Source organism: Pseudomonas sp. RtIB026, from assembly GCF_016861355.2.
GTDB classification, from domain to species: Bacteria; Pseudomonadota; Gammaproteobacteria; order Pseudomonadales; family Pseudomonadaceae; genus Aquipseudomonas; species Aquipseudomonas peradeniyensis.
The window spans coordinates 3,001,588-3,023,465 of record NZ_AP023348.2; the positions used below are offsets into that span (position 1 = coordinate 3,001,588).

11 protein-coding genes are annotated in these 21,878 nt (G+C 67.9%); 6 read left to right on the plus strand and 5 right to left on the minus strand.

What is annotated here, in order from left to right; all coding sequences use genetic code 11:
• Positions 1 to 85 precede the first annotated feature (85 nt).
• Positions 86 to 748: a TetR/AcrR family transcriptional regulator gene (locus tag PRtIB026_RS13575; protein ID WP_203647163.1), complete on the plus strand. Its 663-nt coding sequence runs from the start codon at positions 86 to 88 to the stop codon at positions 746 to 748.
• A gap of 48 nt (positions 749 to 796) precedes the next feature.
• Here the strand turns inward: PRtIB026_RS13575 and PRtIB026_RS13580 are convergent, their stop codons facing one another.
• Together PRtIB026_RS13580 and aroQ are read right to left on the minus strand one after the other, a co-directional pair.
• Positions 797 to 1,642: a shikimate dehydrogenase gene (locus PRtIB026_RS13580; RefSeq protein ID WP_203647162.1), complete on the minus strand. Its 846-nt coding sequence runs from the start codon at positions 1,640 to 1,642 to the stop codon at positions 797 to 799.
• Positions 1,639 to 2,088: a type II 3-dehydroquinate dehydratase gene (aroQ, locus tag PRtIB026_RS13585; protein ID WP_203647161.1), complete on the minus strand. Its 450-nt coding sequence runs from the start codon at positions 2,086 to 2,088 to the stop codon at positions 1,639 to 1,641. The genes PRtIB026_RS13580 and aroQ overlap by 4 nt, the downstream gene beginning before the upstream one ends.
• Positions 2,089 to 2,426: 338 nt before the next feature.
• Between aroQ and mqo the strand changes: the two genes are divergently transcribed.
• From mqo to PRtIB026_RS13605, 4 genes are all read left to right on the plus strand, one after another.
• Entirely contained in the window at positions 2,427 to 4,001 is a 1,575-nt protein-coding gene (gene mqo / locus PRtIB026_RS13590; RefSeq protein WP_203647160.1) for a malate dehydrogenase (quinone), read from the plus strand.
• Positions 4,002 to 4,387: 386 nt separating this feature from the next.
• Positions 4,388 to 5,533: a substrate-binding domain-containing protein gene (locus PRtIB026_RS13595; protein ID WP_203647159.1), complete on the plus strand. Its 1,146-nt coding sequence runs from the start codon at positions 4,388 to 4,390 to the stop codon at positions 5,531 to 5,533.
• 265 nt (positions 5,534 to 5,798) lie between these two features.
• Positions 5,799 to 18,050, plus strand: coding sequence for a filamentous hemagglutinin family protein (locus tag PRtIB026_RS13600; RefSeq protein ID WP_244670910.1), 12,252 nt, complete (start codon positions 5,799 to 5,801; stop codon positions 18,048 to 18,050).
• A 134-nt stretch (positions 18,051 to 18,184) separates the two neighbouring features.
• Positions 18,185 to 18,490, plus strand: a complete 306-nt coding sequence (locus PRtIB026_RS13605) for a hypothetical protein (protein WP_186734798.1) — start codon at positions 18,185 to 18,187, stop codon at positions 18,488 to 18,490.
• A 43-nt stretch (positions 18,491 to 18,533) separates the two neighbouring features.
• Here the strand turns inward: PRtIB026_RS13605 and PRtIB026_RS13610 are convergent, their stop codons facing one another.
• From PRtIB026_RS13610 to PRtIB026_RS13620, 3 genes are all read right to left on the minus strand, one after another.
• Positions 18,534 to 20,036 carry a sensor domain-containing diguanylate cyclase gene (locus PRtIB026_RS13610; RefSeq protein ID WP_203652667.1) on the minus strand — a complete coding sequence of 501 codons (1,503 nt, stop codon included), beginning with the start codon at positions 20,034 to 20,036 and terminating at the stop codon, positions 18,534 to 18,536.
• Positions 20,037 to 20,266: 230 nt separating this feature from the next.
• Complete coding sequence (locus PRtIB026_RS13615; protein ID WP_203647158.1) at positions 20,267 to 20,746, minus strand: hypothetical protein; 480 nt, start codon at positions 20,744 to 20,746, stop codon at positions 20,267 to 20,269.
• A gap of 58 nt (positions 20,747 to 20,804) precedes the next feature.
• Positions 20,805 to 20,960, minus strand: coding sequence for a hypothetical protein (locus PRtIB026_RS13620; RefSeq protein WP_155952705.1), 156 nt, complete (start codon positions 20,958 to 20,960; stop codon positions 20,805 to 20,807).
• A gap of 167 nt (positions 20,961 to 21,127) precedes the next feature.
• Here PRtIB026_RS13620 and PRtIB026_RS13625 point away from each other — a divergent pair, with 167 nt between their 5' ends.
• Positions 21,128 to 21,499: a GFA family protein gene (locus PRtIB026_RS13625; RefSeq protein WP_203647157.1), complete on the plus strand. Its 372-nt coding sequence runs from the start codon at positions 21,128 to 21,130 to the stop codon at positions 21,497 to 21,499.
• Positions 21,500 to 21,878 lie beyond the last annotated feature (379 nt).

The window sequence follows — 21,878 nt, forward strand, 5'->3', positions numbered from 1 at the left end:
GCACTCTCGACCAACACCACGCTTCCCTGCACCGCCCGGCTCACGGATAATCGCCCGGATTCCTATAACGAGCCTGTGAGTCGGTATGAGTGATTCGGTAGCCAAGCCTGAAGTCGAAGGGCTGCGCAGATCGCGCAAGAACAACCCGGAAAAGACCCGCGAGAACATTCTCCAGGCCGCCATCACCGAGTTTGTCCAGCAGGGCCTGGCCGGCGCCCGGGTCGACGCCATCGCCGAGCGCACCGCCACCTCCAAGCGCATGATCTACTACTACTTCGGCAGCAAGGAGCAGCTCTACGTCGAATGCCTGGTCAAGCTCTACGGCGACATCCGCAAGACCGAGCACAGCCTGGACCTCGACTCGCTTGCGCCCGAGCAGGCGATCCAGCGCCTGGTGGAGTTCACCTTCGATCACCACGCCAACAACGTCGACTTCGTGCGCATCGTCTGCACCGAGAACATCCATTACGGCGAGTACGTCAAGCAGTCGCCGGTGATCCGCGAAATGAGCAGCATGGTGCTCGATGCGCTGGGCAAGATCCTCGCCCGTGGCGTGGAGCAGGGCGTGTTCCGCCCGGGGATCGAGGTGATCGACCTGCACATGCTGATGAGCTCTTTCTGCTTCTACCGGGTGTCGAACCGCCATACCTTCGGCGATATCTTCCAGATCGACCTGGCCGACGAACAGGTCAAGCAGCGTCACAAGCAGGTGATCTGCGAAGCGGTGATGCGCTACATCAAGGCCTGACGGGCGATCGCGGGCAAGTCGACAGACCCGCGATGGACCTCCTGGTGGTCAGAAGCTGGCGAAGTGCGCCTGCATGCGCTCGGCATCGGCCGGGCGTCCGCTGAACAGCTCGAAGGCCTTGACCGCCTGGAACACCGCCATGGTGCCGCCATCCAGGGTGCGGCAGCCCAAGGCGCGGGCATGGCGCAACAGCTCGGTCTGCAGGGGGAAGTAGATGATCTCCGCCACCCATAGTCGAGGGTGCAGCAGTGCGGGCGGCAACGGGGTGCCGGGTAGCTTGGCCATGCCCACGGGCGTGGTGTTGACCAGGCCATCGGCGTCGGCCACCGCGCCAGCCAGGTCTTCGCCGAGCACGGCACGACCGGCGCCGAAACGCTCAGTGAGATTGTCCACCAGTGCCTGGGCACGGGCCCGGTCCACCTCGAACAGCTGCAACCGCTCGACGCCTTCGGCCAGCAGCGCATGGGCCACTGCCGCGCCGGCGCCGCCAGCACCCATCTGTACGACGTGCTGCCGCGCGACCCCAGGCAGGCCGCGCCGCAAGCCCTCGGCGAAACCCAGGCAGTCGGTGTTGTGGCCCACCCGCCGGCCATCGCGCAGTACCACGGTGTTCACCGCGCCAATGCCACGGGCTTCGTCCGACAGCTCGTCGAGCAACGGCAGGATCGCCTGCTTGAACGGGAAGGTGATGTTGAGCCCGGTGAAACCGGTGCGCTCGGCGGCATCGAGCAGGGCGGGCAGGGCGCTGTCGTCCAGGCCCAGCTGGTCGGCGTCGATCAGCCGGTACAGGTAGCGCAGCCCCTGGGCGTCGCCTTCATGCTCGTGCAGCGCCGGGGTGCGCGAGGCCTGGATGCCACGGCCGATGAGGCCGGCGAGGATACCCGCGCCGTTCATGCCGCGTGCTCGCGCAGGTATTTGCTGAAGTAGCCCAGGGCCATGCAATAGCCCTGGCTGCCGAGGCCGCAGATCACCCCCACGGCGATGCTGGAGACGAACGACAGATGGCGGAACGGCTCGCGCTTGTGCACGTTGGACAGGTGCACCTCGATCACCGGCAGTTCGCTGGCCACCAGGGCGTCGCGGATGGCCACCGAGGTGTGGGTCCAGGCGGCGGGGTTGATCAGGATGCCGTGGCAGCGGCCACGGGCGGCATGGATCCAGTCGAGCAGCTCGCCTTCGTGGTTGGTCTGGCGAAACTCCAGTTCCAGGCCCAGTTCGCTGGCGCTGTCGGCGCACAGTCGGGCCAGGTCGGCAAGGGTTTCATGGCCGTACTGGGCGGGTTCGCGGGTGCCCAGCAGGTTGAGGTTGGGGCCGTTGAGCACGAGGATTCGAGGTGTCATGACGGGGCATCGCTTTGTTGTTTTTGGATGTTTCGATAATTGTACTATCTGGTTAGTTTGGTCAAATGATTGGCTGTATAAAGCGGGCGATTATCGGCTGCCTGTACCGGCCCTATCGCGGCACAAGGCCGCTCCTACAGGCGACCGCGCCCCCCCTGTAGGAGCGGCCTTGTGCCGCGAAAGGGCTGCAAAGCAGCCCCGGCAAGTCCAAGCCGGACGTCAATACCTTAAAAGTGCTGGGTTTAAAGGCGACAACAAGCATCCTGACCATGCCCGAGCAAATCAGTCGGCTAAGCTTGATTCCGCAGACGCACGGAACGACCAACACGGGAGAGCACATGAACATCAGCAAAACGCCCAGGTGGGCAGTCGCGGCACTGGTCCTGGCCCTGGGCCTTCACGCCCACGCCGCCGAAGGCAAGCGGGTCGATGTGCTGCTGGTGGGCGGCGGCATCATGAGTTCCACGCTGGCGGTCTGGCTCAACGAACTGGAGCCGGGCTGGTCGATGGAGATGGTCGAGCGCCTGGACAAGGTCGCCGAGGAAAGCTCCAACGGCTGGAACAACGCCGGTACCGGCCACTCGGCGCTGGCCGAACTCAACTACACCCCGGAGAAGGACGGCAAGATCGACATCAGCAAGGCGGTGGAGATCAACGAGTCGTTTCAGGTCACCCGCCAGTTCCTCGCCTGGCAAGTGAAGCAGGGGGTGCTGAAGAATCCGCGCTCGTTCATCAACACCACACCGCACATGAGCTTCGTCTGGGGCGACGACAACATCCGCTTCCTCAAGAAGCGCTACGAGGCGCTGCAGGCCAGCCCATTGTTCAAACCCATGCAGTATTCCGAGGACCATGCGCAGATCGCCAAGTGGGTGCCGCTGATGATGGAGGGGCGCGACCCGAACCAGAAGCTCGCCGTCACCTGGACGCCCATCGGCACCGACGTCAACTTCGGCGAGATCACCCGCCAGTACGTCGGCTACCTGCAGACCCGGCCCAACTTCGACCTCAAGCTGTCCAGCGAGGTGCAGGACATCACCCGCAACGACGACGGCAGTTGGCACGTCGAGTACAAGAACCTCAAGGACGGCAGCACCTCGACCACCGACGCCAAATTCCTGTTCATCGGCGCCGGCGGCGCGGCACTGCCGTTGCTGCAGAAGTCCGGCATCGATGAGGCCAAGGACTATGCCGGCTTCCCGGTGGGCGGCTCGTTCCTGGTCACCGACAACCCGGCCATCGCCCAGCGCCACATGGCCAAGGCCTACGGCATCGCCGCGACCGGCGCACCGCCGATGTCGGTGCCGCACCTGGACACCCGGGTGCTCGACGGCAAGCGCATGATCCTGTTCGGGCCGTTCGCCACCTTCTCCACCAAGTTCCTCAAGGAAGGTTCGCTGCTCGACCTGTTCGCCAGCATGTCGTTGCACAACACCTGGCCGATGGTGCGGGTCGGGGTGCGCGAGTTCGACCTGGTGCAGTACCTGATCGGCCAGCTGATGCAGTCCGACGATGACCGCTTCGCCGCGCTGCAGACCTACTTCCCCGAGGCGAAGAAGGCCGACTGGCGCCTGTGGCAGGCCGGCCAGCGGGTGCAGATCATCAAGAAGGACGAGAACCAGGGCGGGGTGCTGAAGCTGGGCACCGAAGTGGTGACATCCAAGGATGGCAGCATCGCCGGGCTGCTCGGTGCCTCGCCGGGCGCCTCGACCGCGCCGCCGATCATGCTCGACCTGCTGAACAAGGTGTTCAAGGACAAGGTGGCCACGCCCGAGTGGCAGGCGAAGATCAAGCAGATCATTCCGTCCTACGGCATCCGCCTGAACGAGCACCCGGACAAGGTCCAGCAAGAGTGGGCCTACACCAGCGAGATCCTGCAACTGGCGACGCCCAGCGAGGTTGCCGCGCCCTAAGTGATCGCTCCCGCAGCCGGGCGCTGCGGGAGCAGGTTCCCCCCAACATGAGCCACCGGCCACTGTGAAGTGGTCGCACTGGCAAAATCTTTTTTCTCACCTGCTACAAACTCCCGAGTGCCTGATCCGCCATCCTCCTGATCGATCCCTCCGGTACCGTTTGCCCTGTTCACTGTCTGCCCAGCCGCGAGCGCAAAAAACGCCCCCCGACACCCGAGCTTTTCCCCGCCGAACTCCCGATGTTTTTTCCTCTGCCTGTCACCACAAGCTGCGAATGTTGCCTCCGTGGACAGGCCGCCAGCCCCTCTGGATCAGGGTATGCAGCCTGTGGCCACAGCAATGCGCGACCCACTCAACGTACGAACACGACGATAGGAGATTGCTTCATGTTTAAGCGTACTGTGATCGCCGCCTCCCTGGTGGCTGCTACCCTGGCTTCGGCCCAATCCATGGCTGCTGTTGTCGGTGGCGGCGCCACCCTGCCTGAGCCGCTGTACAACGGCAACGCCACCTGGGAAGGCATCCTGCCAAGCGGCTTCAGCTACACCGGCGTGGGCAGCGGCGGTGGCAAGACCGCTTTCCTGACCAACGCCCCTGCGTCGATCAACCAGCCGGCCGGCACCAACGTCGACTTCGCCGGTTCCGACTCGGTGCTCAGCGCCAGCGAACTGTCGACCTACGACACCAACCGCGCCGCGACTTGGGGCAAACTGATCCAGATCCCGGCCGTCGGCACCACCGTCACCATCCCTTACCACCGCAATGGTGTCAGCGATCTGCAGGTCAACGCTTCGCAGCTGTGCGGCGTGTTCTCCGGCAGCATCTCCACCTGGGGCCAACTGCTCGGCACCGCCGACACCACCCCGATCAAGGTGATCTACCGCAACGGCAGCAGCGGCACCACCGAGCTGCTGGCGCGCTTCCTCAACGACAGCTGCCCGACCGCCTTCTCGGTCAGCAGCACGTTCACCAGCGCCAACGTCGGCACCGAGCCGAGCACCTGGCAGGGCGTGGCCGGCAGCGCTGACGTGATCAATGCGGTCAATGCCACCGACGGCGCCATCGGCTACGTCAGCCCTGACTTCGTCGATACCGCCAACAACGCCCAGGTGGCCCGTGTCAGCAAGCTGGCCAGCGGCACCGCCGTACTGCCGACCGTCGACAACGCCCAGGCCGCCCTGGCCAGCGCCACCGCCCCGACCGCCAACCGCGCCAACCCGGCCAGCTGGGCTGTCACCTTCGGCCGTGGCGCCAGCGACAAGCCGGTCCCAACCACTGGCTACCCGATCGTCGGCTACACCAACCTGCTGGTTGGCCAGTGCTACAAGGACGCCGCCGACGCCACCGCTGTTCGTGGCTTCCTCAACGACCTGTACAGCGGCAACCACGACCTGGCCATCGGTATCCACTCCTTCGTGCCGGTTCCGGTCGCCTTCGCCGATGAAATCAAGAAGGCCTTCCTGACCAACGCAGGCAACGAAGGCCTGGATATCGCCAACACCAACGTGTGCAACGGTATCGGTCGCTCGTAACAGGCAAAACCCCGGTGGCCCGCGTCCTCGGACGTGGGCATGGGCCCTGGCGGCACCCGTGGGTGACGCCGGGGCTTTTTTCATTTTGCGTCGACCTGGCAGCACGAGCACCGGCATTGCGCCGGGTGCAGGCGTTCGCCATACCCCAGCCCCATGAACTTTGCATGACAAAGCTTCGGTCCCCCGGTCGCCGGAGCGCCTTATGGCAAAGCGGCATCACGACCGCCATCCCCTGATCTCGAGAACCAGCACAAGGAACCCTGCGATGTCGCGCGGCATGCCCAAGCCAGCCCTTTCAGCCTCCGCCATCCAGCGTCGCGGCGAGCCGCCGCGGCTCAAGCCACTGGCCCAGGCCATCGCCTTGCTGATGCTGGCGGGCAGCGCCCACGCGGCGCAGCCGTTCAGCTCGGGCTGGTTCGCCGCCAAGGGCGCCTCCAATGCTCCGAGCGGCGCCGCCGGTGCCGGGGGGGCAGGGCAGGTGCTGCCGGGATCGCCACCACCGCTGGCCCAGCAGCAGCGCCTGAACCAGCAGTTCCAGCGTTCGGTGAACAACCTCAACAACACGGTGGCGGCCATCGCCGCCCAGCAGGCGGCCCAGGCCAATGGCCGGACCCTGGCCCAGGTGCAGCCGCAGGTTGTGCCCAACGGCCTGGGCGAGGGTGGCCTGAAGGTCGACGAGAACCCGCTGACCCAGGGCTGGCTCAATGCCAAGGCACCGCAGCAGAGCCAGGCCGATGGCAAGACCCAGGTGCGCATCGAACAGACCGCCGACAAGGCCATCCTCAACTGGGAGACCTTCAACGTCGGGCGCGACACCACCGTGCGTTTCGAGCAGCAGGCGGACTGGGCCGTGCTCAACCGGGTCAACGACCCCGCCGCCCGTCCGAGCCAGATCCATGGTCAGATCGAGGCGCCCGGCACGGTGATGCTGATCAACCGCAACGGTGTGGTGTTCAACGGCACCAGCCAGGTCAACGTGCGCAACCTGGTGGCCGCCGCCGCCCAGGTCAGTGACGAGCAGTTCACCCAGCGCGGGCTCTTCGTCGACAGCAGCGCCAGCCAGGCCACCTTCACCAATGCCGCCGGCAAGGTGTTGGTCGAGCGCGGCGCGCAGATTCGTACCCAGGCGCCGAGCAGCTCCACCAGCGGTGGCGGCTACGTGCTGTTGCTGGGCAGCGAGGTGGGCAACGACGGCCAGATCATCGCCGGCAAGGGCCAGGCGACCCTGGCGGCGGCGGACGATTTCTATATCCGTCGCGGCCAGGGCACCGAGGCCAACCGTTACTCGACCACCCGTGGCAACGAAGTGGCGGGTAGCCTGAAGCCCGGCAGCAGTGCCGGCACGGTGAGCAACAGCGGGCTGATCCAGGCCAGTGGCGGCGATGTCACCCTGACCGGTCACCAGGTGCGCCAGCAGGGTGTGGTCCTGGCCAGCACCTCGGTGGATCGGCGCGGCAGCATCCACCTGCTCAACGCCGCCAGCGATGCCACCGGCAGCGTCAGCTTCGAGCGCGGCAGCGTTACCGCCGTGCTGCTCGACGACAGCGCGGCGCTCGACAGCCAGCGCGAAGCCTCGAGGGCGGTGGTCAACGGCAGCAACGGCAACCTGGCCACGGGGCGCTTCGACAACCTCAGCACGGTCATCGACCGCCCCGAGCAGTCGCGGGTGGAAGTGGTCAGCGGCGGCACCGTGCACTTCCAGGACGGTTCGCTGACCCTGGCCACCGGTGGCCAGGTGGCGGTCAGCGCCGGCCGGCGTAGCCTGGTCGACGATGGCGCGCGCCTCGATGTGGCTGGCGCGCTCGGGGTCAAGGTGGCGATGGAAAGCAATGTCATCAAGATCAATGTCCAGGGCAACGAGCAGCGCGATGCCGCCGGCAACCGCGACAAGGGCGGGCTGATCAACAGCGATGTGTGGGTCGACGTGCGTGAGCTGGTGCACGTCGCGGCCGGCGTCAATGGTCATGCCGGCGACCGCTGGTACACCGCGGGTGGCCTGCTGGAGGTGGGCGGCTACCTGGGCACGCGCAGCCACGGCGTGGGTGAATGGATGGCCCAGGGCGGCACCGTGACCTTCACCGGCCAGGACCTGGTCACCCGCGCCGGCGCCGAGATCAACCTGTCCGGCGGTACCCTGGCGGTGCAGGACGGCTATGTGCGCCAGAGCTGGCTGCGTGGCGAGGACGGGCGCCTGTACGAGCTGTCGCGGGCACCGAGCGACCTGCTCTACAGCGGCCTGTATCAGGGCTTCGAGGACCATTCGGCGCGCTGGGCCCAGACCCGTGTGTTCTACAACCCGCTGATCGCGCCGCAGCAGCGCTTCGAGCAGGGCTACACCGTCGGGCGCGACGCCGGCAGCCTGGTGGTGGCCACCCAGGGCGCGCTGCTCGACGGCAGGCTGGTCGGCGAGACCTGGCAGGACGAGCGCCAGGTGCAGGCGCCGGTGGCCGGGCTGGATGGTTACAAGCAGGTCCACAGTGCTCGCGCCCGAGGCGCTCAGCTGGTCATCGGCCAGCAGGTGCCGGGTTACCTCACAGGCAGCAAGGACCTGGCCTTCAGCCTGACCCCGGTGCTGCGCCAGGTGACGTTGGCTGGCGGCAACCGTGGCGCCAGTGCCGATGTGCAGTTGCAGGCGCCGTTGGACGAGCAGCGGCGCGGGCGACTGGTACTGGACAGCGAATTGCTCAACGGTTTCGCGCTGGGCGGCCTGAGCATTGCCGCCAGCGAGTCGGTGCAGGTCGACCAGGCGCTGCACCTGGCCGACGGCGGGCAACTGACCCTGTACGCGCCGCAGGTGCGGGTCGCGGCCGACCTTACCGCCAAGGGCGGGCAGATGATGTTGGGCGATGTGCTGCGCCAGCGTGACGGCGCCGATCTGCGCGATATCGCCCTGGCCACGCCGGCCGGATTGCGTGCGCAGGTGCTGGTTGGCGAAGGTGTGCGCCTGGATGTCGGTGGTGCGCGCAGCGACCGCGAAGACGCAGGGGCCATGGCCTGGCGCAACGGCGGCAGCCTGTCGCTGCGCAGCTCAGGCGATGTGCTGCTCGGGCAGGCCAGCGTGCTGGATGTTTCCGGCGGGGTGGTGCGCGGTGAGCGCAATCAGCTGCGCGGTGGCAGCGGCGGCAACCTGACGTTGCAGGCCGGCGTGTTCAACGCCAGCGGTGACGGGCGCCTGCGCCTTGATGGCGAGCTGCGCGGCCATGGCAGCAACGGCGCCGGGACCCTCGACCTGCAGGCCGAGCGCGTGCGGATCGGCGGCGTGGCCGACGCCAGCGCCTTGTCCCTCGGCGAGGATTTCTTCAACCGCGGCTTCGCCCATTACACCGTACGTGGCACGCGACAGTTGACCGTGGCCGAAGGCGCCCAGGTGCAGGTCACCCGACCTGTGGAACTGCTCGACGCCAGCCTGCCGGTCGGCGACCAGGCCACCCTGTGGTTGCCGCCGCAGGTGCGCGAGAACGCGATCAAGGGCGAGCTGGGCCTGCGTGCCGGTGCCAGCCTGAGCCTCGCTGCCGGCGATATCCGCCTGGCCCAGGCGGACCGCGAGGCCGCGCTGCTGGAGGTGCGCCGTGGCGCCAGCATCGGTGTCGACCCGTTACAGTCGATCGCCCTGAGCAGTACCGCGCAATTGAACCTGGACGGTTCGCTGCTGGCCGCCGGTGGCAAGGTGAGCCTGTTGCAGGCATTGCCCGAAACGGTGGTGAGCGGGGTGCAGGAAAGCCTGCACAACCGTGCGATCCGCCTGGGCAGCGAGGCGTTGATCGATGTCTCCGGCCAGGCGCTTACCGCCCTCGACAGCCAGGGCCGACGCTATGGGCGGGTCACCGCCGGCGGCAACATCGTCATTGGTGGGCAGATCGACCACGCCAAGGGGACCAGCGACGGCGCCTACCTCTTTGTCGACATCGCCCGTGGCGCCCGCTTGCGCGCCGATGGCGCCAGCGCCGTGCTGGACATCCGTGGTCAGGGCCCACTGGCAATGGCCAGCGCCGGTGGCAGCATCAGCCTGGCCTCCAGCTATGGCCTGCGCCTGGACGGCACGCTCAGCGCCAGGTCCGGCGGTGTCGGCGCGGCGGGCGGCAGCCTCGGCGTGGCCCTCGATACCGGTCTGTACCGCAAGGATGGCCTGGAGGATGGCCTGAATGTGCCGCGCGAGCTGGTACTCGGCCGTGGGGCCGGTACCGACCAGCGCTTGCGCTATGGCCATGCGCGCCTGGATGTGGACACCGTCGAGCGCGGTGGCTTCGCCAACCTGGCCCTGCTCAGCGACGGTGTGCTGGCCTTCGACAGTTCGCTGGCACTGGACCTGGCCCAGGGCCTGCAACTGTACGCCGGCTCCCTGGTGCTCGCCGACGGCAGTGTCGACGACAGCCGCATCCGCCTGCGTGCGCCCTACGTGCGACTGGCAGGCAGCAACCACCTGGGCGGCGACCAGACCGTGCGCCCGACGGTCAAGGGCGGGCTGTCGCAGCAGGCGTCGCACGCACTGTTGCAGGTCGAGGCCAACCTGCTTGAAATACGCGACGAACTGAGCCTGGGCGCCCACGGCAACCTGGCCCTCAGTGGCGGGCAACAGCTTGAGTTCGACCGTCGGGGCTTTGCCCTGACCCGTCTGCGCAGTGAAGGGGATATCCGCTTCCTCGGCCGCGACATCCCCTCGATGCCGACCCAGCTGAGCAGCAATGCCGATATTGAACTGTTGGCGGCGCAACTGTACCCCGTGAGCGGTGCCTACGCCCGCGTGCAGAGCACCCGCGACGCCACTCTGCGGATCGGACGGGTCGGTGAGGCCACGCCAGGCGTGCCGCTGTCGGTGTTCGGCCGCCTGCACCTGGGCGCTGGCACGGTGGAGCAGGGTGGGGTGGTGCGGGCGCCGCTTGGCCAGGTGCTGCTGGGGGATACCGGCGAGAACGGCCAGGATGTGCGCCTGCTGCCCGGCAGCATCACTTCGGTCAGCGCGGCGGGGCTGCGCATGCCTTACGGCGGCACGGTCGATGGCCTGAGCTACCTGTACGACGGCAAGCCGGTGAACCTGATCGGCGGCACCGGCGATAGCGATCACGGGGTGGTCCTGGCCGGCAAGCGCATCGATGTGCAGGCCGGGGCGCTGATCGACCTGGCCGGCGGCGGCGAACTGACCGGCGCCGGCTTCGTCTCCGGGCGCGGCGGCTCCACCGACGCCCGCTACCATCCGTTGATGCAGCTCGATGCCGATGGCCGCCTGGTACTGCCGTCGCTGTCGAGCAACCCGGTCTATGCCATCGTCCCAGGCCTGGCCGGCGACTACGCGCCGCTGGCCGGGGAGGCCGGCGTGGCGGACCCGGCCATCGGCCAGCGCATCACCCTCGACCAGGGCGTGCCGGGGCTGGCGGCGGGTACCTACACCTTGCTGCCGGCCAGCTACGCGCTGTTGCCGGGCGCCTTCCGCGTCGAGCTCAACGGCTTGGCCATGGCCGGCCAGCGAGGCATCAGCCAGGTCATGCGCAATGGTTCCTGGACCACCTCGGGCAGCCTGTCGGTGGCCAACACCGATATCCGCCAGCCGTTGTCGGGGCAGGTGATCCTCACCGCCGCCGACACCCTGCGCCGCTACAGCCAGTACAACGAAATGTCCTACGCCGCCTTCGTCAGGGCCGACGCCTTGGCCAAGGGTGTTCCGCGGGCGGCGCTCGAGGCCGATGGCAAGTGGCTGACCCTGCGCCTGAAGCCCAATGCCGATCCCGAGACCGCGTTCCGCTTTACCGGTCAGGCGCGCTTCGACGCCGCCCGCGACGGACGTGGCGGCAGCGTGGCGGTACTGGGCGTGGAGGCCATCGAGATCCTCGCCGACGGTCAGGCCAGCGACTGGTTGCAACCCAACCGGGTCGCGCTGCGCGCCAGCGACCTGAGCGCGCTCAAGGCGCCGCGGCTGAGCATCGGCGCCCGTCCGGAGGTGCTCTACGGCCAGGGCGGCAACATGGTGCGCTTCAAGGAGTCGACCGCTGACATCCTCGTGCGCAGTGGCGCCGAACTGCGCGCCGGCGAGGTGTTCCTGGCCACCGACAGGGCGCGTGGCGCCATCGTCGTCGAGCAGGGGGCCGGTATCATTACCCTGGGCCAGGGGGCGGTGCCGTTCGATGCCAATGACGGTTTCCTCATCGACCCCAATGCCCACGGCTTGCTGGCGCTGTCCAACGGCCGCCTGGACGTGCTGCCGTCGGTGGCCGGCGATGTCTTCGCGCCCGGCAGCATCCTCATTGGCGATTGCCCCTCGGGCAACTGCGCGGGGGTGACCCGCCTGTACTCGGACGGCTCGCTGTTCGCCGCGACCGACCGCACCTTCAACCTCGACGACCAGGTCAGCTTCGGCACCCGCCACCTGGGCCTGGCGGTAGGGCGGATCAACGTCGGCTCCGCCGCCGCGCTGGCCGCCGCGGCCAACGCCGGGGTGCTGGGCCAGGGGCTGACGCTCAACCAGCAAGTGCTCGACCGTCTGTTCCAGGGCAGCACCGAGGGCGGCATTCCCGCCCTGGAGACCCTGTCGCTGACGGCGGCCGACTCGCTGAACTTCTTCGGCAACAGCGTGCTCGACACCTATGATCCTTTGACCGGGCGCAACCGCGTGCAGCAACTGATCCTCGGCACGCCGGCCATCTACGGCCTCGGCCAGGCCAGCGAACGGGCGACCATCCACACCGGCAACCTGGTGTGGAACGGCGCCCGTACGTTGCCTGGCGCACCCATCGCCGGTGGCGCGGGCAGTGGCGACGGCGTGCTCGAGCTGCGGGTGGAAAACCTGACCTTCGGCTACGGGCCGGCCAGCCAGCCCGACGGCACCGCCAGCATGAGCCGCCAGACCCTGGGCTTCAGCCAGGTCGACATCCGCGCCAGCCGCCAGGTCAGCGCCAATCACAGCGGGGCGTTGCAGGTGTACCACCAGCGCGGCGCCTGGCAGGGCGAGGGCGGCTTCCAGTACAGCGGTGGCGATTTGCTGGTGGAGACGCCGCTGTGGACCGGCGGCGCCGGTTCGATCAACCGCATCAGCGCCGGTGGTCTGTTGCGCGTGACCGGTGGCGGTGGCGCGCTGGCCAGCGGCCGCGATGGCGTGGGCGCGGAGCTCGCGCTCAGTGGCCAGCAGGTGCTGCTCGACGGTACCTTCAGCCTGCCCAGCGGCAAGCTGAGCGTTTCGGCGCAACAGGCGCTGGTCCTGGGGGAGCGTTCGCGTATCGACCTGGCCGGGCGCAGCCTGACCTTCAACGACGTGACCCAGTACAGCTGGGGCGGTGAGCTGCTGCTGGCCAGCGCTGTCGGTGACATCCGCCAGGCCAGTGGCAGCCTGGTTGACCTCAGTGCCCGCAACAATCGCGCCGGCCGCCTGAGCGCCACTGCCCTGGGCGGGCAGGTCAGCCTGCAGGGCCAGCTCCTTGGCGCCGCCAGCGGTGATCATGACGCCGGTGGCACGCGAGTGCCGTACGACCAGGGAGCGGTGGCGATCCGTGCCCGCCAGGTGGATGATTTCGCCGGCCTCAACCAGCGCCTGAACCGTGACCAGGTGTTCGGCGCGCGCAGCTTCCAGATCACCCAGGGCGACCTGGTCATCGGCAGCGAGCTCAAGGCGCGGGAAATCAGCCTCTCGCTGGACAACGGCCAGCTGACCGTGGCCGGCACCGTCGATGCCAGCGGCGCCCAGGTCGGCAGCATCCGCCTGGCGGCCGGGAATGGCCTGACCCTGGCCGCCGGGGCGGTGCTCGATGCCCATGGCAGCCTGCTGCGGGTCGACAGCAACGGTGCGATCATCGATGCGCCGAACCGGGCGCAGATCGAGCTGGCCAGCGGCGACGGCGTGCTGACCCTGAGCCCCGGCGCTCGCTTGGACCTGCGCCACGGCACCGCCGCCGCGCAACACGACGGCCGTGCCCGCGGCTCGCTGGTATTGACGGCGCCGCGCGTGGGCGGCGACATCGCCGGTGATATCGCCATCGATGCCCGTGGCAGGCTGGACATCCAGGGTGCGCAGTCCATCGCCGTGGTCGGCCAGCAGCGCTACACCGACGCGCTGAATGGCGGCACGGCGGCCAGTGGTCGGCCGTACCAGTACATCGACCAGGCTTATCTCGACGCCAAGCATGCGCGCAGCGTGCTGTTCGTCAATGCCGCGCTGGCCAACCGCGACCTGCTCGACAACCGCCTGGCCGGGCTGAACAACGCTGCCTACGCCAAGGCCCTGCACCTGCGCCCCGGCGTGGAGATCGCCAGCCGCGATGGCCAGACCGACCTGGTGGTGCGCGGCGACCTCGACCTGTCCGGTCATCGCTACGCCAGTATTAACCCGGCCACGGCGCAGACTGCGCTGCGCGGTTCCGGCGAAGTCGGCCACTTGGCCCTGCGCGCCGGCGGCAACCTGGAAGTCCATGGCAGCATCAGCGACGGCTTCCTGCCGCCGGAGCTGGCCACCGGCAGCGAACGCATGGATGGCCGTGGCTGGATCCTGATTCCCGGCAAGCAGCCATTCGACAGTGACCTGGTGATTCCACGCAGCGGCGTCGAACTGGCCGCCGGCACGCGCTACCCCGCGGGCAGCACGTTGAATTTCGACCTGCCGTTCGCCGACACCTCGCTGCCGGCCAACACCCGGCTGCCCGCTGTGCTGACCCTGGCAAGCGCCGTGACCCTGCCGGCCGGTACCGTGCTTGATGCCGCCGTGCGTGATGCTTCCGGCAATCTCCTGTATGCCGCCGGCACCTTGCTCGAGCAGGCGGTGACTCTGGCCGCCGATACCCGGCTGGATGCCGGCAGCCGCCTGCCGGTAAGCGTGGCGGTGCGCGGTGGGGTCTGGCGCAAGGGCGCTGCCCTGCCTGTGGGAGGGCTGACCCAGCGTGGCGCCCTGGCCCTGGCAGTGGGCGCGCTGCTGCCGGCCGGCACCGACGTCAAGCTGCCCACAGGTGTGTTCTGGGTCGACCTGCGCCAGGAAGTCGCCGGCCAGCAGGGACGCAACTGGGCGCTCGGGCAGATGCTGCCGGAGGGCTCGCAATCCTGGTCGATGCGCCTGGTGGCCGGCGCCGACCTGGGCGCCGCCGACAGCCGCATCACCCGCCCGGAGCCTGACGCCGGCGCATTGCGCCTGGCCGACCAGCACTACATCGCCACGCGGGTGATCGAGACTTCCAAACCCATCATCAGCTATTTCTGGACCAACCTGGCGGTTGGGCGGGTGCCCGGCCAACCGGTACCCTCCAACCTGCTGGCGCTGTGTACCGCCCGGCCGACCTGGTGCCTGAAGGTCGAAACGCCGGGCGGCGTCACCAAGGCCGAGATCACCCCGCAGACCCAGTTGTACAGCGTCTTGCGTACCGGTACCGGCGACCTTGAACTGCTCAGCGCCGGCGACTGGCGCATGGACTCGCTGTATGGGGTCTACACCGCCGGTACCCAGGCACCGGCCCTGCTCGAGCAGGGCATCGATGCGCATCAGCTGGCCCGCGGTCGCCAGGCCGATGGCAGCGTGCTTGGCGCCCTGGGCGCGGCCTACGAATCGACCACCGGCCAGTACCGGGCCTGGTATCCGCAGCAGGGCGGCAACCTGTTGATCGCCGCTGGCGGCGACCTGACCGGCAACCTGGTCGGGCCCAAGGCTACCGAGCAGCAGACGCGCCGTCAGACCGCTTCGGCGGCTGTCGGCAACTGGCTGTGGCGCCAGGGGCAGACCGACGCTGGCACGCCAGGTGCCTGGTGGCTCAATTTCGGCAGTTTCGCCCAGGACCCGGCCAGCGCACCCGGCTTGCCGTACCTGGTCGGTTTCACCGGCATCGGCACCCTGGGTGGCGGCAATCTGGATGTGCGGGTGGCGGGCGCGGCCGGCCTGTTGCAGGCCAGCGGCGCCGACCTTTCCAGCGTCGAGCGCAGCCAGGGCCTGAACCTGGTGGTCGCCAGCAGCGGCCGGGTGGACGCCGATGGGCGCCTGGTGCAGACCGGCGGGGGCGACCTCGACCTGCGTGTCGGTGGCGGACTCAACCCGGGGCTGGCCGCGATCACGGCCGCGGACGCCCAGATGGACCTGCAGGGAACGCTGGTCAACCTGCGCGGCGCCTTGCAGGTGGAGGCGGCCAATATCGGGCTGTTGCAGTCGATCTACGGCAGCTACGGCATCGAGCAGGACAACAGCGAATCGCGCGCCTACGACCCTTACAGCGCAACCCGGGCCAAGGCCTGGGGCGGCGTCACGCTGATGCCGGGTGACAGCGGCGTGCGCCTGCTCAGCCGCGGCGACCTGGTGCTGCAGGGGGTAGGCGATCCGGGCCGGGTGCCGACGTTCAACAGCACGCCGTTCACTGCCGACGATGGCACGCGGATGAGCGGGCGCGGCAACAGCTGGTTCTCGCTGTGGACCCCGCAGACCTCCATCGAACTGGTCAGCCTGGGTGGCGACCTGGCACCGAACGTTCACAACCGTGCCAGTGTCGCGACCCGCAACCTGGCGATCCATGGCGGCCGCGTGTTCTATCCGACCGCGCTCAGCGCCACCGCCGTCAATGGCAGCCTGTACTATGGCGACTCGGTGCGCAGCTCGGCGAGCCAGGCCTCGGCGGAGAGCCTGATGACCGCGCCGTCGGCCAACACGCGCTTGCAGTTGCTCGCGGGGGACTCGATCTATGCCGGCGGCTACACAGTCAGCCAGGCGGGCACCGACGCCTCGGCGCTGCCTATGCCGTGGCGCCCCGCATTCCTGGGCAGCAGTACCGGCAACCTCGTGCTGTCGACCAACCTGCACGGCGACCTGCCGCGCAATGTCTGGGAAAGTCCACTCTACAGTTTCGGCGTCAACACCTATGTCCAAAGCCGGGTGCAGCCTGCGCAGCCAGTGCGGTTCTATGCGCTGGACGGCGATATCGTCGGGCTGAACACCGGCGAGGTCATCGATTATCCCGTGCTGGGGCTCAGGCTCTATCAGGGCAGCGGGCCGCTGCGCATCATGGCCGGTCGCGACATCGTCAACGCCGGCACCGTGCTGGGCAGCCAGCGCCAGGCGGCCGGCGGCCTGGTGGCCGGTGGCGAGGGTGGCAACAACCTGTCCCGCGGCAACCTCATCATCCATGGCGACCGCCACGATGTCTCGCTGGTCAGCGCCGGTCGTGACATCCGCCTGAGCACCTTCAATGTTGCCGGCCCCGGCCAGCTCGAGGTGGTCGCCGGGCGCAACCTGTACCAGTCCGGATCGGGCGTCGACTCGGCCTATCAGGAGGCGGCGATCACCAGTATCGGTCGGGTCGGTGGCAGTGGCGCCGGTAACGATGGCGCGGCCATCGCCATCATCGTCGGGGCCGGCAAGCATGGACCGGACTACGCCGGCCTGCTGGCACGCTACCTGGATCCGCAGCACCTGGCCGATCCTTCCCGGTCGTTGGCGGGGCAACCGGGCCAGGTCGTCAAGGTCTACGACCAGGACCTGCTGGCCTGGCTGCGCGCGCGCTTTGCCTTCGAGGGTGTCGCCGAGGCGGGCAGGGCGTTCCTCGCCACGCTGCCCGCCGAGCAGCAGCGGATCTTCGCCCGCCAGGTGTACTTCGCCGAACTGCGCGAGGGTGGCCGCGAATACAATGACGTCGACGGCCCGCGCAGCGGCAGTTACCTGCGCGGTCGCCAGGCGATCGCCGCGCTGTTCCCGGAGCGGGACGTGGCCGGCAACCCGATCAGCTATGGTGGTAGCGCCACCTTCTACGGCGGGGCGGGCATCCACACCGACTTCGGCGGCGATATCCAGGTACTGACGCCGGGTGGCCAGCAAGTGTTCGGTATCGAAGGCGAGGCCCCGCCGTCCACCGCCGGGGTGATCACCCAGGGCAGCGGCAACATCCAGCTGTATTCGCAAGGCAGCATCCTGCTCGGCCAGAGCCGGATCATGACCACCTTCGGCGGCTCGATCCTCGGCTGGTCGGCCCAGGGCGACATCAACGCCGGCCGCGGTTCGAAGACCACCGTGGTCTACACCCCGCCCAAGCGCACCTACGACCGCTGGGGCAACGTCGGCCTGGCGCCGAGCGTGCCGAGTACCGGCGCCGGCATCGCCACGCTCAATCCGATCGCCGAGGTGCCACCGGGGGATATCGACCTGATCGCGCCGCTGGGCACCATCGATGCTGGCGAGGCCGGGATCCGCGTGTCGGGCAACGTCAACATCGCCGCGCTACAGGTGGTCAACGCCGCCAACATCCAGGTCCAGGGCGATGCCAAGGGTATGCCGGTGGTGGCCTCGGTGAACACCGGTGCGATCGCCTCGGCCAGTGCCGCGGCATCGTCGGCCAGCCAGGCTGCCGAAGAGGCGGGCCGCCAGCAGCAGGCTGCGTCCAGGCAGCGCCAGCCTTCGGTGATCACCGTGCAGGTGCTGGGTTTCGGCGGCGAGCGGCTGGTGCCGGGGCAGGACGGGGCGAGCCTCAATCCCCAGTACAACCGCCAGAGCCCGGTGCAGGTGCTGGGCGCGGGGACGCTGGACGAACGGGCGAAGGCGCAGTTGACCGAGGAGGAGCGGGGCAACCTGTTGCTGTGAGAGCAAAACCGCCCAACGGCAGGCTTTTCCTGTGGTTTCTTGATCCCGCTCATGGTTTCGGCGAGTGGCCCTCGTCGCGGCTTCGTGGCTGTGCTTTTCTTGCGCGGCATTTCAGACACGGAGTATCGAGCGCAATGCGAATCAGGGAAGAGACCTACTGGCAGTGGGCCGATGCGCAGTTGCACAGTCGCTGCCATGACGAGGAACTGAGCGACGGCACCAGCATCGATGTACAGGTGCGCCTGTCCAGGGTCGGTGCCACGCAACTGTTTCTCGGGCTGTATGCCCGAGGCGGCAAGGCCTTGCTGGAGGAGTACTACCCCTCGCGGCCAGGCGAGACCATGACCCGGGCGCTGGTCTGGGGCGTGGACCGCGCTCGCGCCCTGGCCACCGGCGCCTTGCCACTGCCGGAACAGGTGCCGCGCAGACGCCAGGCCTGAGCGTGACGGATGTGGCTGGGCGATGACCAGCGACAGGCAGGCGTCAGTGCGGACTGTCGATGCAGACTCGGTTGCGACCCTTCTGCTTGGCCCGGTACAGCGCCCTGTCGGCGTTGCCCAACACATCAGCGGGTTCGCTGCCGTCCCCAGGCCGCCAGCTGGCCACGCCCAGTGACAGGGTGACGCCGCCAGTTGGCGCGAAAGGGGCGTGCTCGACGGTCAGGCGCAGGTGACCGGCGATCGCGGTCGCCACCTCCAGGCTCGCCCCTGGCAGCAGTATCAGGAACTCTTCGCCGCCGGTGCGGCACAGCAGGTCCCCCTCGCGACAGCTTCCACGCATCAAGCCTGCCAGCTGCTGCAGGACCTGATCGCCGATATCGTGGCCATGGCCGTCGTTGATCCGCTTGAAGTGATCGATGTCCAGCACCACCACGGCGAAGCCGCGCTTTTCGGCCTGTAACAGGCGCAGCGCCTGTTGCAGGCCACGACGATTGACCAGCCCGGTGAGTGGGTCGGTCTGGGCATCACGGTTGAGTCGGCCGATACGTTCCTGCAGCAGATTGACGCCGAACAGCAGCGCGCGCTTGAGCTCGGCGGCCTCGGCGTACCAGGCGCGGACCTGATGGATGCGTTCGGTGGTCTGTTGCTGGCCCATGCCCCGGGCAACGTGGGTCAACTGTCGCAGCGGGTGGGCGATGACCTGTGTCAGCCAGTACAACAGCAGGCAGCCGAGCAGGGCCAGCGGCGCGGAGATGGCAACCACATTGAGGACCAGTTGGCGCAGCGGGGCTACGGTGTTACGCAGTGGCTGCTGGGTGACGATGGTCCAGCCGGCGCTGGGCACCGTGGCGAAGCCGGCCAGCATCTCGACGCCCTGGCTGTTGACCAGGCGCCGGGTGCCATGGTCGAGGTTCGGCAGGTCGTCGAGCAGCGCGTTGTCGCCGACCAGGGTGCCGACCCGTTTGCTGTCAGGGTGAAACAGCAGCCGGCGGTTGCGATCGACCACATAGAGGTACGAGCCGTTCTGGTAGAAGTGCGTGCCCAGCAGGCTGTTGAGCAGGTTGCGCTCGCGCAGGTAGAGGCTGCCGCCTATGTAGCCGTGGTAGTGGCCGCTGGCGTCGAAGATCGGTTGCGAGAGCACCACGAGCAGGTTGTCGGCCGCCGACAGGAAAGGTGTGGAGACCAGCGTGCGGTGTTCGCGCAGTGCTTGCTGGGCGCCGGGTGAAGTCGCCTGGCTGCCGGCCAGGTGCTGCAGCGAGGCGGGCGAGAGCGAACGCACGGTCCCCTGGGCATCGACCCGCAAGGTGGAATTGAACAGGTTGCCCTGCTGTTGCAGGCGGTCGATCTCATCCTGCACCAGGCTGTCGTCGTTCGGGTGCAGGCCACTTTGCCGGGCGCTGTAGGCCAGTTGCTGCAGGGCACTGACCAAGGTGGTTTCGGTCACGGCCGCCAGCTTGGCGGCATAGGCTCGGTTGGCCTCCAGGGCGCTGTCGATCAGCAGTTGCCGTTGTACCCGGTAGCTGGCGAAGTAGCTGGCCAGCAGCATGACCAGGGCCGTGGTGGCGCACAGGGCGAGTATGAGGGTGCGCAGGTCGGGGCGCGGTCCGTGCGGGGTGAAATATCGCAATCCTTGGCCTCGTCGGATACAGCGGAAAACGCACCTTACGCGCTTGGCGCAAGGTGGACCATGCTTGTGCGCAATTGCAGGATTGGAGGACAAGGGGAGCTCCGGTTTCCCACAAAGCTCTCGGAATTATCCTCCCTTGTTATCCAGGGTCAGGGCGCAGTCTGCTCCAGCGCCTGCAGGTCATCCTCGACCTGTTGCATGCGCTCCTGCACCAGGGCCTGGACCTTGGCGTCGCTGGCGCTTTCACGCATCAGCGTGGTGAGCTTCTCGCTCAGGCGCTTGCCTTCCTCGCTCTGGCCAAGCTCCCTGGCCTTGGCCGGGTCGCGGGTGGCCTGAACGATGAGGTCGAACTCGGCATCGCTGAAGTGCTCCTCGCTGTACAGCCTGAACAGGTCCTGGCGCTGGTCGTCGACGGTCAGGTGCTTGCGCAGCACGTCCTTGATCTTGTCCTCGGGCACCTGCGCATGGGTCATGGCCAACAGGCCTGCCATGCGCTCGATGTTGTGGTCGTAGGCTTCCTGCAGGGGCAGGTTGGCGAGGATCTTTTCCTCGCGGCTGGATTTCTGGTCGCAGGCGGCGAGGGCGCCGAGCAGCAACACGGGCAGCAGTAGACGAGACAGGCGGGGCATGGTGGGGCCTTGAGCACGGTAAGGCCTGGGAGTGTACTGCAAACCCGTGGTGGTGGAATCAGCGTTGCAGCGGATTGCGCAGGCGCACCCAGAGGATCGCCGGCAGGGCCATCAGCAGCCATTTCAGGTAGCGGTTGACTTCGTAGTGTTCGCAGGCAACGCCGATGAGGGTGCAGACCACCACCACGGCCACGAACTGGATCATTCTTTCCATCAGCAGGTTTCCATCATTGCAGGGGCCGGAAGGGCCGCGGGGCGCACTGTAGCAGGCGACGCAGGCAGGGCAGGTCGGCATGCCACACGGCGTAACACTTTTGCGCCGCCGTTGGCTTACAGGTTGGCTATTGTGCGGCAATCCCGGCAGCCAAGGAAGGTAACCCCATGACCCTCTACAAAGGTGGCTGCCTGTGCGGCCGTATCCGGTTCGCCGCCAGCGGCGAGCCGCGCTTTCCGCATACCTGCTCGTGCGGGCAGTGCCAGCGACATTCCGGCAGCCTGACCCTGTGCTGGGTGGAGTTCGACAAGGCCGCGGTCGCCTGGACCGGGGAGGGTGGATTGCCTGCGCTGTACCGCTCGTCCGAGGGCTCCTGCCGTGCGTTCTGTGCCACCTGCGGCAGTTCCCTCGGGGCCATTGACGATGCGCCGACGGTGGCCTTGCTGCTGGGTTGCTTTGATGCCAAGGGCGACCAGGCCCTGCGGCCGAGTTCGCATTCGTTTCGGGCTTGTCGGCCGCGTTGGTGGAGGGTGGGGTGATGGTTGGGGATTGGGGGGAGGCTGACAGGTGTTCGGCGAGGGCCTTGCAGCGCCTGTGAGATCGAGCGCCGCCCGCGCGGCGCATCGCGGGACAAGCCCGCTCCTACATCTGTTTCGGGCCAGTCACTCCTGTGAGGTTATCGCTGTCCGCCTTGGCTCATGCCTCAAGTCGTGCGGGGCGGCAGTGATGCCCACGCTGAAACCGCGTCGTACCAACAGGGCGGACCAGGTAATGGCACAGGAGAAATTGGCCCGAAACAGATGTAGGAGCGGGCTTGTCCCGCGATGCGCCGCGCGGGCGGCGCTCGATCTCATAGGCGCTGCAAGGGGCGCGGCGAGCACCTGGTGGCCTTGATACAATCAATAACCCCGCCTCCAA

Bases quoted from the DNA above. Each gene is read 5' to 3' on its own strand.
- aroQ (WP_203647161.1), bottom strand. From the start codon at position 2,088: ATGACACCTCGAATCCTCGTGCTCAACGGCCCCAACCTCAACCTGCTG.
- PRtIB026_RS13580 (WP_203647162.1), bottom strand. From the start codon at position 1,642: ATGAACGGCGCGGGTATCCTCGCCGGCCTCATCGGCCGTGGCATCCAG.
- PRtIB026_RS13615 (WP_203647158.1), bottom strand. From the start codon at position 20,746: ATGCCCCGCCTGTCTCGTCTACTGCTGCCCGTGTTGCTGCTCGGCGCC.
- PRtIB026_RS13595 (WP_203647159.1), top strand. From the start codon at position 4,388: ATGTTTAAGCGTACTGTGATCGCCGCCTCCCTGGTGGCTGCTACCCTG.
- PRtIB026_RS13605 (WP_186734798.1), top strand. From the start codon at position 18,185: ATGCGAATCAGGGAAGAGACCTACTGGCAGTGGGCCGATGCGCAGTTG.
- PRtIB026_RS13600 (WP_244670910.1), top strand. From the start codon at position 5,799: ATGTCGCGCGGCATGCCCAAGCCAGCCCTTTCAGCCTCCGCCATCCAG.
- PRtIB026_RS13575 (WP_203647163.1), top strand. From the start codon at position 86: ATGAGTGATTCGGTAGCCAAGCCTGAAGTCGAAGGGCTGCGCAGATCG.
- PRtIB026_RS13610 (WP_203652667.1), bottom strand. From the start codon at position 20,036: ATGCTGCTGGCCAGCTACTTCGCCAGCTACCGGGTACAACGGCAACTG.
- PRtIB026_RS13620 (WP_155952705.1), bottom strand. From the start codon at position 20,960: ATGGAAAGAATGATCCAGTTCGTGGCCGTGGTGGTGGTCTGCACCCTC.
- mqo (WP_203647160.1), top strand. From the start codon at position 2,427: ATGAACATCAGCAAAACGCCCAGGTGGGCAGTCGCGGCACTGGTCCTG.
- PRtIB026_RS13625 (WP_203647157.1), top strand. From the start codon at position 21,128: ATGACCCTCTACAAAGGTGGCTGCCTGTGCGGCCGTATCCGGTTCGCC.